Raw genomic sequence first — 16,548 nt, forward strand, 5'->3', positions numbered from 1 at the left:
GGTGCATCAGCCCGGCAGTTGCGCCAGGCCAAAGGGTTGGGGGGTGCCGGTTTGGGGGGGCTCTGCGCGTGCGGCCAAACGGCTCGCACGCAACATGGGGCCCAGGGCCACCAGCACGACAAACAACAAATACATTTCAAAGTGGTACACGAAGCTGTAGGCGGTGATGGGCGTGACCAACACTTCACCCAAAGCGCCGGACATGGCCAGCACCGACACGCCGTCGCGCAAAGCCCCGCCCAGGGCCATGGCCGCGCCCGCGCTGGTGGCTTGCACCGCGCCCCAGGTGCCCATGACCAGACCGCCCAAATGGCCAAGCGGGCTGCCGTCCTCGGCCATGCCCATGGCCGTGACCAGCATGCCCACCGAAAACAATCCGCCGCTGAAACCGATCAGACCGACGCCGATGCGGAACATCCAGGCCGCTTCGAGCGGTCCCGAAAAAATCACCATGGCAAACGCGGGCAAGCCCAGCAGCACGCCCAGGCTGGCCAAGCGGCAAGCGTGCATGCCACCCGACAACCAGCGGGCTGACACGAGGAAAGCCAATAAAGCGCCACCGGCACTCAAAGCTGTCAAGGCGCTGGTGGCGCCCACGTCAAGTTTCAAAATCTCGGCCGCGTAGGGCTCGAGCACGATGTCTTGCATGTTGAAGGCGAAGGTGCCCAAGCCCAAGGTCCACAAGAAGCGGCGCATTTGTGGCTGGGCCATGAGACCCTGCCAACTGCTGGCAAAGCCACCGGCTTCGCGGCGACCGCGCTTGGCCCCCCGGGCCTCTTGTTTCCACAGCGAGGCCAGGTTCATCACCGCCACCATGACGGCGCAGCCTTGCACCAGCTGGATGAGTTTTTGTGGGCTGAAGTCACTGAGGAGCAGACCGAACACCGCGCTGCTGGCGATCATGCCCACCAGCAGCATGCTGTAGAGCAAGGCCACCACGCGGGGGCGTTTGTCGTCGCTGGCCAAATCGTGCGCCAGTGCCATGCCAGCGGTTTGCGTGACCTGGATGCCCGCACCCACCAACACAAAGGCCAAGCATGCCCCCAGCTGACCCACCCACAGGTTGGCCGCTTCGGGTTCGGACAGCAGCAACAAGGCAAACGGCATGATGGACAGGCCGCCAAACAGCAGCAAGGTGCCGGTCCACATGTAAGGAATGCGGCGCAGGCCCAGGGCCGACGGGTGGGTGTCGCTGCGGTAGCCGATCAGGGTGCGCAGGGGGGCAAACACCATGGGAATGGCCACCGCCAGTGCCACCCACCAGGCCGGTACTTGCAGCTCCACGATCATGACCCGGTTGAGCGTGCCCACGAGCAGCGCCGTCACCATGCCGATCACCACCTGAAACAGCGACAGGCGCAGCAAGCGCGCCATCGGCAGCTCGGGCGAGGCCGCATCGGCAAACGGCATGAAGCGCGTGCCGTAGGCGGTGAACCAGCGGGGCATGGGCACGCGCAGTTTCATGAGCGGGTCCACTCCCAGGCTTGCGAGGTGTAGAAGCCGCTGGCCACGCGCTGCATGCGCGCGCCTTGCCAGCCTTGTAAATCCATGTGGTTTTGCATGCGCTGCAGCAAGTCGGCGTGCGCCACGGGCGACAAAGACGGCGAGCGGTCGCTGCGCGGAAAGAGACGGCCCGCGCTGTGCATAAGGGCCAACAGCGGTGTGCGCGGCGCAAAGGTGAAGGCCATGGAGCCGCGGGTGCGCTGGGCCAAACCGGCCAGTGCCTCGGCGATTTGGTCGCTGTCGTAGTGGATGAGCGAGTCCATGCAGACCACATGGTCAAAGTGACCCAAGTCGGGGCTGAGCATGTCGCCCGACATGAACTCCACCGAGCCGGGCAGGGTGGGGTGCTCGGCGGCCATGCGTTCGGCAGCGAGCTTGACCAGGGTGGGTGACAAATCAATCGCCACCACTTCTGCACCGCGCAGGGCCGCTTGCAGGGCCAAGGCACCCGTGCCGCAACCGGCGTCCAGCACGCGCTTGCCGCGCAGGTCTTGTGGCAACCACGACAGCAAGGTCTCGCGCATGGTGTCGCGCCCGGCGCGCACGGTGGCGCGGATGCGGCCCACCGGCTCGTTCGAGGTCAGGCGCGCCCAGGCATCGGCCGCGGTGCGGTCAAAGTAGTGCTCGATCTGGCTGCGGCGTTGTTCGTAGGCGGTGGTGCTGTTCATGGGGTGCTTTCGGTGCGTGTTTTGACGTGTGGATCAGTCAAAACCCAACAGGTCAAAAATGTCGCGGTCTTTCATCGGGATGGAGGGCAGCGGGTCGGCCCCCAGCCACAAGGCCGCAGCCAAGCGCATGTACTCGTCTTGCACGGCCTTGACCGCCGGTGTGGGCTCGAGCTCAAACAGGGTGCACTTTTGCAAACGGCTCTTGCGGATCTCGTCGAGCATGGGGAAGTGCGCCATGGTTTTGAGGCCCGTGACCGCGTTGTATTTGTCGATCTGGTCGGTCGCGTCGCTGCGGTTGGCGATCACGCCGCCCAAACGCACGTTGTAGTTTTTGGCCTTGGCGCCAATGGCTTGCACGATGCGGTTCATCGCAAAGATGGAGTCAAAGTCATTGGCCGTGACGATGAGCGCCCGGTCAGCGTGTTGCAGCGGGGCAGCGAAACCGCCGCACACCACATCGCCCAGCACGTCAAAAATCACCACGTCGGTGTCTTCGAGCAGGTGGTGCTCTTTGAGCAGTTTGACGGTCTGGCCGACCACATAGCCACCGCAGCCGGTGCCAGCGGGCGGGCCGCCGGCCTCCACGCACATCACGCCGTTGTAGCCTTTGAAGACGAAGTCATCGAGGCGCAGTTCTTCGGCATGGAAGTCCACCGTTTCGAGCGCGTCGATCACGGTGGGCATGAGTTTTTTGGTCAGGGTGAAGGTGGAGTCGTGCTTGGGGTCGCAGCCGATTTGCAGCACGCGTTTGCCCAATTTGCTGAACGCCACCGACAGGTTGGACGACGTGGTGCTCTTGCCAATGCCGCCCTTGCCGTAGACCGCAAACACCTTGGCGGTGCCGATCTTGACGGTGGGGTCCATCTGGAACTGCACGCTGCCTTCGCCGTCTGCGCCGCGTACCCTCTGGATGCTGTTCACGGGGATGCTGGTGGTTTCGATCATGCTGGGAGTCCTTCTTGTATGCCTTCAAGGCGGTCTTCAAGTTCTTCACCGGCACGCAGCAGGGCTGTCATGGTCTCGGCGTCGGGTTGCCAGTACTGGCGGCGGGTGGCTTCCAGCAGGCGGTTGGCCACTTTGGCCGATGCGGTGGGGTTGAGCTGGGCCATGCGCTCGCGCATGGCGGGGTCCAGCACAAAGGTTTGGGCCAGCTGCTGGTAGACCCAGGGCTGCACCTGCCCTGTGGTGGCCGACCAGCCCATGGTGTTGGTCAGGTGCGCCTCGATCTGGCGCACGCCCTCATAGCCATGCTGCAACATGCTCTCGTGCCACTTGGGGTTGAGCATGCGGCTGCGGGTTTCCAGGGCCACTTGCTCGGTCAGGCTGCGCACCACGCCATCGCCTTGGGTTTGGTCGCCAATGAAGACCGGCGGGGCTTCGGCGGCGTTGCCGTCGCGCTGGTGTTTGGCCTGCAGCACGGCGCGGCTGATGCCGCCCAGGGTGTCGAAGTAGGTGTCGATGCTGGTCACGCCCAGCTCCACCGAATCCAGGTTTTGGTAGGTGAGCGAGACACTGGCCAGTGCGCTTTGCAGCACCGAGGTGTTGCGTACCGGGCGGCCTTCGCGGCCGTAGGCAAAACCCTTGCGCTGGGTGAAGGCGTCACCGAGTTCGTTCTCGTTTTCCCAGCAGCTGCTGTCGATCAGGTGGTTCACGTTGGCGCCATACGCGCCTTCGGTGTTGCCAAACACGCGCAGCGCGGCGCACTCCATGGTGCTGCCTTCGTGCTCGGCCAAGTAGGCCAAGGCATGTTGGCGCACAAAGTTTTGCTCAAGCGGCTCGTCGGCGCTGGCGGCCAAAAACGCGGCTTCGGCCAGCAGACGGATTTGCATGGGCAGCAGGTCGCGGAAGATGCCCGACAAGGTGATGACCACGTCGATGCGGGGGCGGCCGAGCTCTGCCAAAGGAATCAGCTGCGCGCCAGCCAAGCGGCCGTAGCTGTCAAAGCGCGGGGCGGCGCCCATCAAGGCCAGGGCTTGCGCCATGGGGCTGCCTTCGGTCTTGAGGTTGTCGGTGCCCCACAGCACCATGGCCACGGTCTCGGGCAGGGCTTGGTGGTCTTGCTGGTAACGGGCCAGCAGTTTGTCGGCTTGGCGCATGCCATCGCGCACCGCAAAAGCCGAGGGCATGCGGAAAGGATCCAGGCCGTGCAGGTTGCGCCCAGTGGGCAGCACGTTGGCGTTGCGGATCAGGTCGCCGCCAGGGGCGGGTTGCAGGTAGCGGCCGTCGAGCGCGCGCATCAGGCCTTGCATTTCGTGGTCTTCGCCCAGCAGGCGGTTGCTGCGCACCAGCTGGCGCAGCGTCTCGGCTTGGGCTTTGTCGTTAGGGGGCAAGTCAGTGCTGAACTGTGCGCTCAGTTGCGCCTCGCTCGCACCGTCGACCAAGGCTTCCATCAAGCTGGCATTTTGAGCGCCGGTCAGGCCCATGGCATCGGCCATGACTTTGAGGGTGCCCAAGCGCTGCTCGCGGGTGGGGGCTTGGCCCATGACGTGCAGGCCTTCGGGGATCAGGGCGTATTCGAGTTCCAGTAACTGGTTTTGCAGTTGCTCGATCCAGGCGGTGGCATCTGCCGCCGGATGGGCTGGCACTGACAAGTCGATGCTTTGCGCTTGCTCGCGGATCAGTGTGGTCAGGCTCTCGCGGTCCTGGGCCTGGTCGGGACCCATTTGCTGCCAGCGCTCGATGGATTGCTGCAGGCTCACCAGTTCTTTGTACAGGCCCGAGTGGGTGAGCGAGGGCGTGAGGTAGCTCACCAGTGTGGCCGCGCCCCGGCGCTTGGCCAAAGCGCCTTCGGACGGGTTGTTGGCGGCATACAGGTAGACGTTGGGCAGCGCGCCGATCAAGCGGTCCGGCCAGCACTGGGCCGACAGACCGGTTTGTTTGCCTGGCATGAATTCGAGCGCGCCGTGCGTGCCAAAGTGCAGCACCGCGTCGGCGGCGTAGTCATCGCGCAGGTAGCGGTAGAAGGCGCTGAAGGCGTGGGTGGGGGCGCAGCCGGTTTCAAACAGCAGGCGCATCGGGTCGCCCTCGTAGCCAAAGCCCGGTTGCACCGTGACCACCACCTGGCCAAAGTCTGCGCCGAGCACAAAGATGGATTGGCCATTGGTCAGGTGTTTGCCGGGGGCAGGGCCCCACTGCGCTTCGATTTCATTCAACCAGCGCTCGTTTTGCACGTGGTGGCTGGTGTCAATGGCGTGCAGCACATTGGCCTGCGTGCCGTACTGGCTGGCATTGCCCTGCAACAGGCGCTGGCGCAAGTCGTCCACGCTGTCAGGCAAGGTGACTTGGTAGCCCTCCAGCGACAAGCGCTGCAAGGTGTTGAAGAGCGACTGGAAGACGGAGAGGTAAGCGGCCGTGCCCACGCTGCCGGCGTTGGGCGGGAAGTTGAACAGCACGATGGCCAGCTTGCGCTCGGCGCGTGGTTTGTTGCGCAGGCGCACCAGGCGTTCGACCCGGGCGGTGAGCATCTCGGTGCGCTCGCTGCAGGTGAACATGTCTTGGCTGCGCGGGCCGCTGGGGAAGGTGCAGCGCTTGTCGCAGCCGTGGCAGGTTTCGCCGGCAGGCCCGGGGCGGCCGCCGTAGACCATGGGCAAGATCGAGCCGTCCAGTTCGGGGATGGCCACCATGATGGTGTTTTCCACGGGCAGCAGGCCTCGGGTGGAATCGCCCCATTGCTCGATCGATTGGAACTCCAGCGGGTGTGCGGCGATGTAGGGCACATCGAGCTCGCTCAGGGCCACTTCGGCGGCGCTGGCGTCGTTGTAGGCCGGGCCACCCACCAATGAGAAACCGGTGAGCGAGACCAAGGATTGGATTTTGCTGCCGGTGCCTTGCTTGAAAAAACGCTCCATGGCCGGGCGGGCGTCTAGGCCACTGGCAAAGGCGGGAATCACGCGCAGGCCACGCGCTTGCAGTGAATGGATGACCGCGTCGTAATGCGCGGTGTTGCCCGCCAGCAAATACGAGCGCAGCAGCAGCAAGCCCACGGCGGGCTGGTCTTTGCGGCCGTGGCCGGGCAGCTCACTCAGTTGTTCGCTGATGCGGTTTTTCATCTGCGGGTGGTACAGGCCCACCTCGGGGTATTCGATCGGGTCTTCCGGCTGGGCCAAGGCGCGCAGCGGCTCGCGTGGGCCTTGGGCGTAGCGGTGCACCAGGGTTTTGACCAGGTGCTCGATGTTGTGCTCCGAGCCGGCCAGCCAGTAGCGCATGGTCAAGAAGAACAGCCGCAGGTCTTGCGCGGTGCCGGGGATGAAGCGCAGCAGCTTGGGCAGGCGGCGCAGCATGGCCATTTGCTTGGCCCCGGCGCTGGACGGCGCGCCAGTGTCAGAGCCGGTGTCTTTGTTTTTGGCGCTGGGGCGCAGTTTTTTGAGCAAGGCCATCAGGCCACTCGACTCGCGGCCCATGACCAGCTTGCCCATGCGGGTGAGCTGGGTCACTTGCGGGGCGGACATGATGCAGACCATGGCATCGCACTGTTCGCGGCGGGCCTGCAGGGCGTCGAGCACCGGCAGGAAATGGTCTTCCATGAAGAGCATGGTGACGATGACCAGATCGGCCTGCGCCACAGCAGCCAGGCACGCGGCCAAGGCCTTGTCGCTGTCGCGCCAGGCCGAGGCGCTGTGGGTTTGCAGGTGCAGGCCGGGCAGGTCGCGGGCCAGGCGCTCGGCCGCGCTCTCGGCGGCGCTGGCCAGGTGGCTGTCCATGGTCAACAGCACCACGCTCATGCGCGGTGTTGAGGTGGCCTGCTTACCGGCTGTAATGGGCTTTGGCATCGTAGAGCGTCTCCACGGTGATGGTCGCCACGCCCTGGTCTTGGGCAAATCGCTCGGTGTTGCGGCGCGCTTTGCCCCGCACAAAGAACGGGATCTTGCCCAGCTCCTTTTCGGCTTCGGGGCTCCAGGTGGCCTGGTTCGAAGCGGCTTGGGCGGGGGGCGCGACCTTGTGAACGCTGTCGGTGCTCAGTGTTTCGGTGTGAGCGGGTGCCGCTGTTGGCACAAGCACGGGTGAGGCAACAGGCGCGGCGACGGCAGGCGCCACGTTCTCGGCCGCAGGCCGCGTGCTGCCCAGGTGCGAGGGCGCAGCCCCGGCGTGGAACTCGAAGTCTTCGCGGAACATGCCAATCAGGTGTTCTTCCAGGCCCATCATCAGCGGGTGCACCCAGGTGTCGAACAGCACGTTGGCGCCTTCAAAACCCATTTGCGGCGCGTAGCGGGCCGGAAAGTCCTGCACATGCACCGGGGCCGAAATCACCGCGCAGGGAATGCCCTGGCGCTTGGCGATGTGGCGCTCCATTTGGGTGCCCAAAATCAGCTCGGGCTGCAGCGCGTTGATCTGGGTTTCGACTTCCAAATAATCGTCGGTGATCAGGGCTTCGACGCCGTAGCGTTTGGCGCAGTCGCGCACTTCGCGGGCAAATTCGCGGCTGTAAGTGCCCAGACCCACCACCTCGAAACCCATCTCTTGGCTGGCGATGCGGGCCGCGGCCACCACGTGCGTGGCGTCGCCAAAAATATAGACCCGCTTGCCGGTCAGGTAGGTCGAGTCGACCGACTTGGCGTACCAGTGGGCGTGGGCGTTGCTCGGGTCTTGCGCGGGCTGGGGCAGACCGGTCAGGGCGCAGACTTCGGCAATGAAGTCGCGTGTGGCGTGGCTGCCCAGGGGCACGGTTTGGGTGTGAGGCTGGTCGAACTGGCGCTGCAACCACTGCGCGGCGGCCATGCCAATTTCGGGGTAGAGCACCACGTTGAAGTCGGCCTCGGCCAGTTTTTGCACATCGGCGACGCTCGCGCTCAAGGGCGCGACCACGGCCACATCGACACCGAGTTGGTTCAGCAGTTGGGTGATTTCTTTGACGTCGTCGCGGTGGCGAAAGCCCAGGGCGCTGGGGCCCAAGATGTTGCAGGTGGGGCGGGCTTTGGCAGGCTTGTCGGCTGTCTCGGATGCGGCGGCAGGCTTGTGCACGAGGTGGCGGCACAGTTGGTAAAAGGTCTCGCTCGCGCCCCAGTTTTCCTTGCGCTGGTAAGACGGCAGCTCCAGCGCCACCACGGGGATGCTCAGCTGCAGGGCTTGGGCCAGACCACCCGGGTCGTCCTGGATCAGCTCGGCGGTGCACGATGAGCCCACCAACATGGCTGCGGGGTTGAAGCGCGCCATGGCTTGGCGTGCCGCGTCTTTGAAGAGTTCGGCCGTGTCGCCGCCCAGATCACGCGCTTGGAAGGTGGTGTAGGTGACGGGCGGGCGGCGTGGCAGGCGCTCGATCATGGTGAACAGCAGGTCGGCGTAGGTGTCGCCTTGCGGGGCGTGCAGCACGTAGTGCACGTCCTTCATGGCGGTGGCTACGCGCATCGCGCCCACATGGGGCGGTCCTTCGTAAGTCCAGAGCGTCAGTTGCATGGGGTGTTCCTGCGCTTTAAGCCGCCAGCTTCAGGCGGCGTTTGAGGGGGCGGCTGAACAGGCCAGCGAGGTCCGCCGCTTGCTCGTAGCCTTGAATGGGGGTGAAGACCAACTCGATGGCCCACTTGGTGGTGATGCCTTGCGCCTCCAGTGGGTTGGCCAAACCGAGGCCACACACCACCAAATCCGGTGCGTCGGCGATGCAGCGGTCGAGCTGCAAGTCCACGTCTTGGCCTTCGCTGATGCGCGTGCCTGTGGGCATGAGGGCCAGTTCGGCGGCCATGTGCTGGCGGTGCAAATAGGGCGTGCCCACTTCCACCAAATCCATGCTCAGTTCGCGGTGCACAAAGCGCGCCAGCGGGATTTCGAGCTGCGAGTCGGGGAAGAAAAAGATGCGCTGGCCTTGCAGCATCTGGCGCTGCACGGCCAGGGCTTTTTCGGCGCGCTGGCGCGGGGCGGCGGTGGCTTCTTCAAACACTTCGGGGGGCACCGCAAACTCGGTGGCGGCCGCTTGCAGCCAAGCCGTGGTGCCTTCCACGCCCAGCGGGAAGGGTGCGGCCAGGTGCTGCGCGCCGCGCGACTGCAGGGCGCGGGCGGTGTCGGCCAAAAAGGGCTGGGCCAACAAATAACGGGTGTTTGGGCCGACCACCGGCATGGCCTGGCTGTTGCGCGGTGGGAAAAAGTTGACCTGCAAGCCCATGCGCTCAAAGAGGCTGCGCATCTGGTCTTCGACCACATCGGCCAAGGTGCCCACCACCATCAGGGCGGGGGCCGTGTCGGTGCTGGCGGGCAGTCCGGGGACCATGGCCGCCAGACAAGCGTCTTCGCCTTGGGTGAAGGTGGTTTCGATGCCGCTGCCCGAGTAGTTGAGCACGCGCACCTTGGGGTGGTGGATCTGGTTTTGGCGCTCGGCCGCGCGCGACAAGTCGAGCTTGATGACCTCAGAAGGGCAAGAACCCACCAAAAACAACAAGCGGATGTCGGGGCGGCGCGCCAGCAACTGGCCCACCACGCGGTCGAGCTCTTCGTGCACATCGGCCAGGCCCGCCAAATCGCGCTCGTCGATGATGGCGGTGCCAAAGCGGGGCTCGGCAAAAATCATCACGCCGGCCGCCGACTGGATCAGGTGGGCGCAGGTGCGTGAGCCCACCACCAAAAAGAAGGCGTCCTGGATCTTGCGGTGCAGCCAGATGATGCCTGTCAGACCGCAAAACACCTCGCGCTGGCCGCGTTCGACCAAGGGCACGACGTCGGTGCAACCGGAAGTTTCTGCGCGGATCGGGATGACAGTGCTCATGTGCTGGCCTGTGCGCCCGTGTCGGGCAGTGTGGGGTTGGGTTTTTGCAGCCGCGCCATGCGCAGCTTGCGGATGTATTGCGCGGCGTTGATGGCGTAGCTGCCATAAGCGGCCAGGGCCAGTAGCAGTTGGTCGGTGGCGCTCCAAGCGCCTTGCCACCAGACCCAGACATAGGCGGTGTGCAGCGCCATGACCCCCATGCTCACCACGTCTTCCCAATAGAAGGCGGGGGCAAACAGGTATTGGCCAAAGACCACTTTTTCCCAGATGGCGCCCGTGACCATGATGGCGTAGAGCACCACGGTTTTCAGCACGACCGAGGCCAGCGCCCAGTCGGTGTGCTCGCCGGTTTGCAAGCTGCGCAGCACCCAATAGAGGCTGATGCCGAAGATCAGGAACTGCACGGGGGCCAGCACGCCTTGCACCATCGTCCAGGCGGTCGCGTCACGCCGGGCGCGTTGCGCTGGCGTGTACAAAACCTGTGGGCTGGCAGCGGACATGGTGGACCTTGTTGGTGAGAGGGCTTGGAATGAATGTAAATCGCACTTCACAGTGTGTCAACATAAATTGACATATATTTAGGATCATAGGGTTTACACTCAACACAAGGCTTCAAAATTCTTGGACACTCAAGACGGTGTTGTGCAGATCCCCCAAGGGGTTTGTTGAAACCCAACTCTTGCGACGAGCACTCCGACGCCCCGGAGCCTGCCGCTGGTGTCTCTCTTTGATGATCGGTGCTTGTCATGGCGAAATTCAACCTAGAAAACTCCCAGTCCCCGCCTTCGGTGCAGGGGGTAGTCCATTTGTTGCCTGAGGCGATGCGTCAGGGCACGCCCGTGGGTCCTCGCTTGGTGGGGGGCACTTCCTTTGCGGGCAAATCTGCGCTGGATTTGTCGCAAATCCAGATCCTGGCGCAAGCTTGCTTGCAGGGCTTGGATGCGGCGCGGCAGGTGGTGTTTGGTTGGCAGCGGCAAGGCCAGTCGCTGGAAGACATCTATATGCAGGGCATCACGCCTTGCGCCCGATTGCTGGGAGACTGGTGGTGTGCCGACCGCTTGGACTTCGCCATGACCACCATCGCGTCCTCCCATTTGCAGCAGCTCTTGCACGACTTCAGCAACGAGTTCTTGCAGGAGTCACCTCAGCAGCGCAAGGGTTGGAGTCTTCTCTTGCTGACCGAGCCGGGTGCGCAGCACAGCATGGGGTTGTTCATGCTCAGCGAGTTTTTCAAGCGCGCCGGCTGGACCGTGACGGTGGGTGTGCCCCAAGACGTGCTCGAATTCAAGCGCTTGTTCCAATCCGATTGGTTTGACGCCGTGGGGGTTTCGGTCAGCACCGACCGTCACCTCGACACGCTGAGCCAGTTGCTGCCGCAGCTGCGCGAGAGCTCAGACAATTTGAAGCTTCGGGTTTTCGTGGGGGGCCCCATGGCCATGACCTGTCCCGAGCGCCTCACAGGCTTGGCGGCCGAGGTGTTGGCGCACGATGCGCCCGCCACCGTCGCGCACTTGGCGCTGTGCATGCCCGATGTGTCCCCGAAAGAGGCTTGAAATGAGCGCTTGTACCTGTTTCCCGTCATTCAAAGCCGAAAAGCAATGATTTTTGTGCACAGTTGGGTCTATACTTGTATGACAAATTCAAGTGTCAACTTCCTGATACTCAAACGCCCTTGATGGACACCATGAAGCTTCCCTCACTCGACCCGTCCACCTTTTCCCAGCTGCTGGGCGTGGTGTCAGACGTCACCTTGGTCATGGACCTCCAGGGGACCATCGAGGACGTGTCAACCGGGCGAGACACCTTGGCCGCCCTGTCTTGTCAGTCGTGGTTGGGCCGCCGTTGGCTGGACACCGTCACCACCGAGAGCCGGCCCAAGATTCAAGACATGCTGCAATCTCAGGGCAGCCCTGAGGTCATGCGCTGGCGGCATGTGAACCACATGTCCCCTTTGGGCAACGAAGTGGCTTTGCAATATGTGGTCTTGCCTCTGGGCGGCGGCAAGCTCTTGGCCATGGGCCGCGACTTGGAGAGCCTGGCCGAGCTGCAGCGCAGGTTGGTGGAAACCCAGCAGTCCATGGAGCGCGATTATTTGCGACTGCGCCACATCGAGGCGCGTTACCGTGTCTTGTTTGACACCTCGTCCGAAGCCGTCCTGATGGTGGACGCCGCCACACAGCGTGTGCTCGAAGCCAACGTCGGTGCGCAAGCCTTGCTCAAAGATGCCGGCAAACGGCTGGTGGGCCGCGATGTGCGGGAATGCTTTGAAGGCGACAGCCAAGGCGAGGTGCAGTCCTTGCTGCGCATGGCGCTGGCCACGGGCCGCATCGAAATGTGTTCGGCCCGCGTGGCGGGTTTGCCAACAGCTTGGACCGTCTCGGCCACGGTGTTTCGCCAAGAGGGTGGCGCGCAGTTTTTGGTGCGCCTGGTCGCCCGCGAAAGCTCGGCGGTGGCGCACCACGAGGGCGGGTCTTCGGCGGTGCTGAGCGAAGCCATGGAGCGCTTCCCGGATGGTTGGTTGCTCACCGACACCGCGGGCACGGTCAAAAGCGTCAACGAAGAAGGCATGGCCTTGTTGGGCCTGACCGCCTCTTCTCAGGTGGTGGGGCAAAGTCTGGAGCGCTGGTTCTTGCGGGGCGCGGTGGACTGGGGCGTGCTCAACACCAGCTTGCGCCAACAGTTGCCGGTGCGCAATTTCGCCACCGAAGTGCGCACTTTGTCGGGCATGACCTTGCCCGTTGAGGTCTCGGCCGTCTACCTCACCCGGCCCGAGCCGATGTACGCCTTCTTTGTCCGTGACATGGACCGCCGCCTGCAAGGGGGCGCCTCGGTGGCCCAAAGCCAGGCCAACCCCTTTGCCGATTTGTCGCAGTTGGTCGGCCGTCGCCCGATCAAGGACATCGTGGGCGAAACGGTGGACACGATTGAGCGCATGTGCATCGAATCGGCACTCGAGTTGACCCACAACAACCGCGCGTCGGCAGCGGAAATGTTGGGTTTGTCGCGCCAAAGTCTCTACGTCAAACTGCGTCGTTTCGGCATGGTGGCCGAAGCTGAGACAGAAAATCTTTGAAGACCGTCAATTTAAATTGACATTAAGTGTCAATCCCAGTTGACATTTTAATTTCGCTCTTCACAATGGGGGCATGGACACCCCGCCTCTGGCCCACGCCAACCCCTCTCAGGCCGCTCACGCTGACCCCCGTGCAGCGGCGCTGCGTCGGCCTGAGTTGCGCACCGTGGCCGAATTGCTCAAACCCATCACCTGGTTCCCACCCATGTGGGCCTTTGCCTGTGGCGCGGTGGCTTCTGGGCAAGCGCTGAGTTTGCAGTGGGGTTTGCTCCTTTTGGGGCTGGTGCTCACGGGCCCCCTGGTGTGCGCCAGCAGCCAGGCCGTCAACGACTGGTTTGACCGGCATGTGGACGCCATCAACGAACCCCAGCGCCCCATTCCTTCGGGCCGCATGCCCGGCCGCTGGGGATTGGGCATTGCCGTGGCCTGGACTTTGCTGTCGCTGTTGTGGGCCACGCTCATGGGGCCTTGGGGTTTTGCAGCGTGCGCCTTGGCCATTGCCTTGTCTTGGGCGTACAGCACCCCGCCCGTGCGCCTGAAAAACAATGGCTGGTGGGGCAACGCCGCCTGCGCCCTGAGTTACGAAGGACTGGCCTGGCTCACCGGCACGGCCGTCATGCTGGGCGGGGCTTGGCCGGGCCCGCATTCGGTGGCGCTGGCGCTGCTCTACAGCGTGGGGGCACACGGCATCATGACGCTGAACGATTTCAAGGCCATTGAGGGCGATCGCCAAATGGGTGTGGCCTCGCTGCCGGTGCAGTTGGGCGCGCAGGGCGCCGCCCGCACCGCCTGCGTGTTCATGGGGGTGCCGCAGCTGGCGGTGGCGGCTTTGCTTGTGAACTGGCAACTGCCATGGCACGCCGCAGCCGTCTTGGCCTTGGCGGTTTTGCAAGTGCCTTTGATGCGCCAATTTTTACGGCAACCGGTGGAGCGTGCCTTGCATGTGTCGGCCTTCGGCGTGCCGCTCTTTGTCAGCGGCATGATGGTCAGCGCCTGGGGCCTGCGCCAGTTGTCGGTGTTGCAACACACGGTGGGGACATGATGCGCACACCCTCAACGACCTCGCCATTTGGCTGGTTTCAGATCATCCGCTTGGGTCTGATCCAGGCGTGTCTGGGCGCGGTGGTGGTGGTGACCACGTCCACGCTCAACCGCATCATGGTCGTCGAGCTGGCCCTGCCGGCCCTGCTGCCCGGTTTCTTGGTGGCTTGGCATTACGCCGTGCAAATGGTGCGCCCGCGCATGGGTTTTGGCGCCGACAAGGGGCGCCGCAGCACGCCTTGGATGATGGGCGGCATGCTGGTGTTGGGCGGGGGCGGCTTCATGGCCGCATGGGCCACGGTGTGGATGGCCTCCGAGCCGTTCTACGGGGCATTGCTGGCCTGGCTGTCCTTCAGCCTGATTGGTTTGGGTGTGAGCGCGTGTGGCACCTCGCTCTTGGCGCTGATGGCCAAGCGCGTGCCCGACGAGCGCCGCGCGCCTGCGGCCACCACGGTGTGGCTGATGATGATCGTGGGCTTTGCCGTCACCGCCGGTGTGGTGGGCAAACTGATCGATCCCTACAGCCCGCAAGTCTTGTTGCAGGTCTCGGCGAGCTTGAGTGTGGTGACCGCGCTGATCACGGCCGTGTGTCTGTGGGGCCTGGAAAAAGACGCAGATCCGCAGCCCTTGCCCGAGCGCAACGCGGCCAGTGAGCGCCTGCAAAAGCAAGATTTCAAAGAAGCGTTCAAAGAGGTGTGGGCCGACCCGGCTGCACGCACCTTCACGGTGTTTGTGTTCATGTCCATGCTGGCCTACAGCGCACAAGATTTGATTTTGGAGCCCTTTGCGGGCGCCGTGCACGGCTTCACGCCGGGACAGACCACACAGCTGTCGGGCTGGCACCACATGGGCGTGCTGGTCGGCATGCTGGCGGTGGCCGGGGCCGGTTCGCGCTGGGTGGCGGGGCGCTTGGGCTCGGTGCAGGCCTGGATGGTGGGGGGCTGCCTGTTTTCGGCGCTGGCCACCGTGGGCTTGGTCAGTTCGGCCTTGTCGGCCGCATGGCCGCTCAAGGCCAATGTGGTGTTTTTGGGTGTGGCCAATGGCGCGTTTTCGATCGCCGCCATCGCCACCATGATGCGCTTGGCCGGGGAGGGCGGCGCGGGCCGCGAAGGCACGCGCATGGGTTTGTGGGGCGCAGCGCAAGCTGCCGCCTTTGGCTTGGGTGGCTTGCTGGGCACCGCTGCCAGCGACGTGGCCCACGCGCTCTTGGGCGAACAAAGTGCGGCCTATGCGGCCGTGTTTGCCTTGCAAGGGCTGATGTTCGCCCTGTCGGCGGTGGTGGCCTGGCGTTTGCGCTCACGCGCGGCCGTCCCCCACAGACCGATGCGTTTTGACAGTCCCGTGTTGCTGAAAGGTGGGTCAAGCTCATGAACCAGACCGATTTTGATTTCGTGGTGGTGGGGGGCGGGCCTTCCGGGGCGACCGCCGCCCACGATTTGGTGCGCCAAGGCTGGCGCGTGTTGCTGTTGGACCGGCAAGGCCGCACCAAGCCTTGTGGCGGTGCAATCCCGCCACGGCTGATCAAGGACTTTGACATCCCCGACCACCTTTTGGTGGCCAAGGTGCGCTGCGCCCGCATGATCTCGCCCACCGACAACCAGGTGGACATCCCGATCGACAATGGCTTTGTCGGCATGGTGGACCGCGATGAGTTCGACGAGTATTTGCGCGAACGCGCTGCGCAATCGGGCGCTGTGCGTCGGCAGGCCATTTTTGACAAATTGGAGCACGACGACAGCGGTCAGCTGTGGGTGCACTACACCCCGGTGACAGCCAAAGAGCATGCCGCCCTGGCGCACGCCCAACCCGTCAAGGTGTCCACCCGCATGGTGGTAGGGGCGGACGGCGCACGTTCGGAAGTCGCTCGACAAGCCATCCCCAATGCGCACAAAACCAAGTATGTGTTCGCCTACCACGAGATCATCGAGTCGCCCGTCGGCCAGCCCGGTTATGACGCGGCACGGTGCGACGTGTACTACCAAGGCGAGGTCTCGCCCGACTTTTATGGCTGGGTCTTCCCGCACGGCAAGACCATGAGCGTGGGCATGGGCAGCGCCGACAAGGGCTATTCGCTGCGCAGCGCCACAGCGCGTTTGCGAGAAATTGCAGGCCTGACCCACGCGCCCACCTTGCGCCGCGAGGGCGCACCCATCCCGCTCAAGCCGCTGCCCCAGTGGGACAACGGGCGCGACGTGGTGGTGATCGGCGACGCTGCGGGCGTCGTGGCCCCGTCGTCCGGTGAAGGCATTTATTACGCGATGGACTGCGCCCGGCGTGTCTCTCAGGCGGCGCACCAAGCCCTGAAAACCGGCAACAGCGCCTGCTTGAAGCAAGGCCGCAAGAGCTTCATGAAGCAACACGGCCGGGTGTTCTGGATTTTGGGTGTGATGCAGTACTTCTGGTACCAAAACGACAAACGCCGCGAAAAGTTCGTCAAGATCTGCGAAGACCGCGATGTGCAGCGCCTGACGTTCGAGTCCTACATGAACAAAGAATTGGCGCGCAAAGACCCGATGGCCCATGTGCGCATTTTCCTCAAAGACATGGCGCACCTGCTGGGTTTGGCGCGCACCTGA

The 16,548-nt window shown here is 63.9% G+C and carries 12 protein-coding genes; 5 read left to right on the top strand and 7 right to left on the bottom strand.

Annotation, left to right across the window (positions count from 1 at the left end):
* Nucleotides 1-6: 6 nt before the first annotated feature.
* The 7 genes from B9Z31_RS13175 to bchF are packed head-to-tail and all read right to left on the bottom strand — an operon-like array spanning nucleotide 7 to nucleotide 10,358.
* Nucleotides 7-1,464: a BCD family MFS transporter gene (locus tag B9Z31_RS13175; RefSeq protein ID WP_100120027.1), complete on the bottom strand. Its 1,458-nt coding sequence runs from the start codon at nucleotides 1,462-1,464 to the stop codon at nucleotides 7-9.
* On the bottom strand, nucleotides 1,461-2,171 hold the full coding sequence (gene bchM, locus B9Z31_RS13180; protein ID WP_100120028.1) for a magnesium protoporphyrin IX methyltransferase: 711 nt from the start codon (nucleotides 2,169-2,171) through the stop codon (nucleotides 1,461-1,463). The genes B9Z31_RS13175 and bchM overlap by 4 nt, the downstream gene beginning before the upstream one ends.
* A 33-nt stretch (nucleotides 2,172-2,204) precedes the next feature.
* Nucleotides 2,205-3,116 (bottom strand): ferredoxin:protochlorophyllide reductase (ATP-dependent) iron-sulfur ATP-binding protein, encoded by a 912-nt coding sequence (gene bchL, locus B9Z31_RS13185; protein WP_019429120.1) that lies wholly within the window; start codon nucleotides 3,114-3,116, stop codon nucleotides 2,205-2,207.
* On the bottom strand, nucleotides 3,113-6,940 hold the full coding sequence (locus B9Z31_RS13190) for a magnesium chelatase subunit H (RefSeq protein ID WP_100120029.1): 3,828 nt from the start codon (nucleotides 6,938-6,940) through the stop codon (nucleotides 3,113-3,115). Before B9Z31_RS13190 ends, bchL begins: the two co-directional genes overlap by 4 nt.
* Nucleotides 6,915-8,561 (bottom strand): ferredoxin:protochlorophyllide reductase (ATP-dependent) subunit B, encoded by a 1,647-nt coding sequence (bchB, locus tag B9Z31_RS13195; RefSeq protein WP_100120030.1) that lies wholly within the window; start codon nucleotides 8,559-8,561, stop codon nucleotides 6,915-6,917. The genes B9Z31_RS13190 and bchB overlap by 26 nt, the downstream gene beginning before the upstream one ends.
* A 16-nt stretch (nucleotides 8,562-8,577) precedes the next feature.
* Nucleotides 8,578-9,858, bottom strand: coding sequence for a ferredoxin:protochlorophyllide reductase (ATP-dependent) subunit N (locus B9Z31_RS13200; protein WP_199174500.1), 1,281 nt, complete (start codon nucleotides 9,856-9,858; stop codon nucleotides 8,578-8,580).
* A complete protein-coding gene (gene bchF, locus B9Z31_RS13205) occupies nucleotides 9,855-10,358 on the bottom strand; it encodes a 2-vinyl bacteriochlorophyllide hydratase (RefSeq protein WP_100120031.1) in 504 nt (167 codons plus the stop codon). The genes B9Z31_RS13200 and bchF overlap by 4 nt, the downstream gene beginning before the upstream one ends.
* Nucleotides 10,359-10,604: 246 nt before the next feature.
* On the opposite strand from bchF, the gene B9Z31_RS13210 reads away from it, so the two are divergent.
* From B9Z31_RS13210 to B9Z31_RS13230, 5 genes are all read left to right on the top strand, one after another.
* On the top strand, nucleotides 10,605-11,411 hold the full coding sequence (locus tag B9Z31_RS13210; RefSeq protein WP_100120032.1) for a B12-binding domain-containing protein: 807 nt from the start codon (nucleotides 10,605-10,607) through the stop codon (nucleotides 11,409-11,411).
* Between the two features lie 131 nt (nucleotides 11,412-11,542).
* Nucleotides 11,543-12,931: a transcriptional regulator PpsR gene (ppsR, locus tag B9Z31_RS13215; protein ID WP_100120066.1), complete on the top strand. Its 1,389-nt coding sequence runs from the start codon at nucleotides 11,543-11,545 to the stop codon at nucleotides 12,929-12,931.
* A 73-nt stretch (nucleotides 12,932-13,004) separates the two neighbouring features.
* Nucleotides 13,005-13,973 (top strand): chlorophyll synthase ChlG, encoded by a 969-nt coding sequence (gene chlG, locus B9Z31_RS13220; protein WP_100120033.1) that lies wholly within the window; start codon nucleotides 13,005-13,007, stop codon nucleotides 13,971-13,973.
* Entirely contained in the window at nucleotides 13,970-15,343 is a 1,374-nt protein-coding gene (locus B9Z31_RS13225; RefSeq protein ID WP_233200955.1) for a BCD family MFS transporter, read from the top strand. The genes chlG and B9Z31_RS13225 overlap by 4 nt, the downstream gene beginning before the upstream one ends.
* The gene (locus B9Z31_RS13230; RefSeq protein ID WP_100120034.1) at nucleotides 15,340-16,548 is read left to right on the top strand and encodes a geranylgeranyl diphosphate reductase; all 1,209 of its coding nucleotides are present in this window, start codon (nucleotides 15,340-15,342) and stop codon (nucleotides 16,546-16,548) included. The genes B9Z31_RS13225 and B9Z31_RS13230 overlap by 4 nt, the downstream gene beginning before the upstream one ends.

It is taken from the genome of Limnohabitans sp. G3-2 (assembly GCF_002778275.1).
GTDB lineage: Bacteria > Pseudomonadota > Gammaproteobacteria > Burkholderiales > Burkholderiaceae_C > Limnohabitans_A.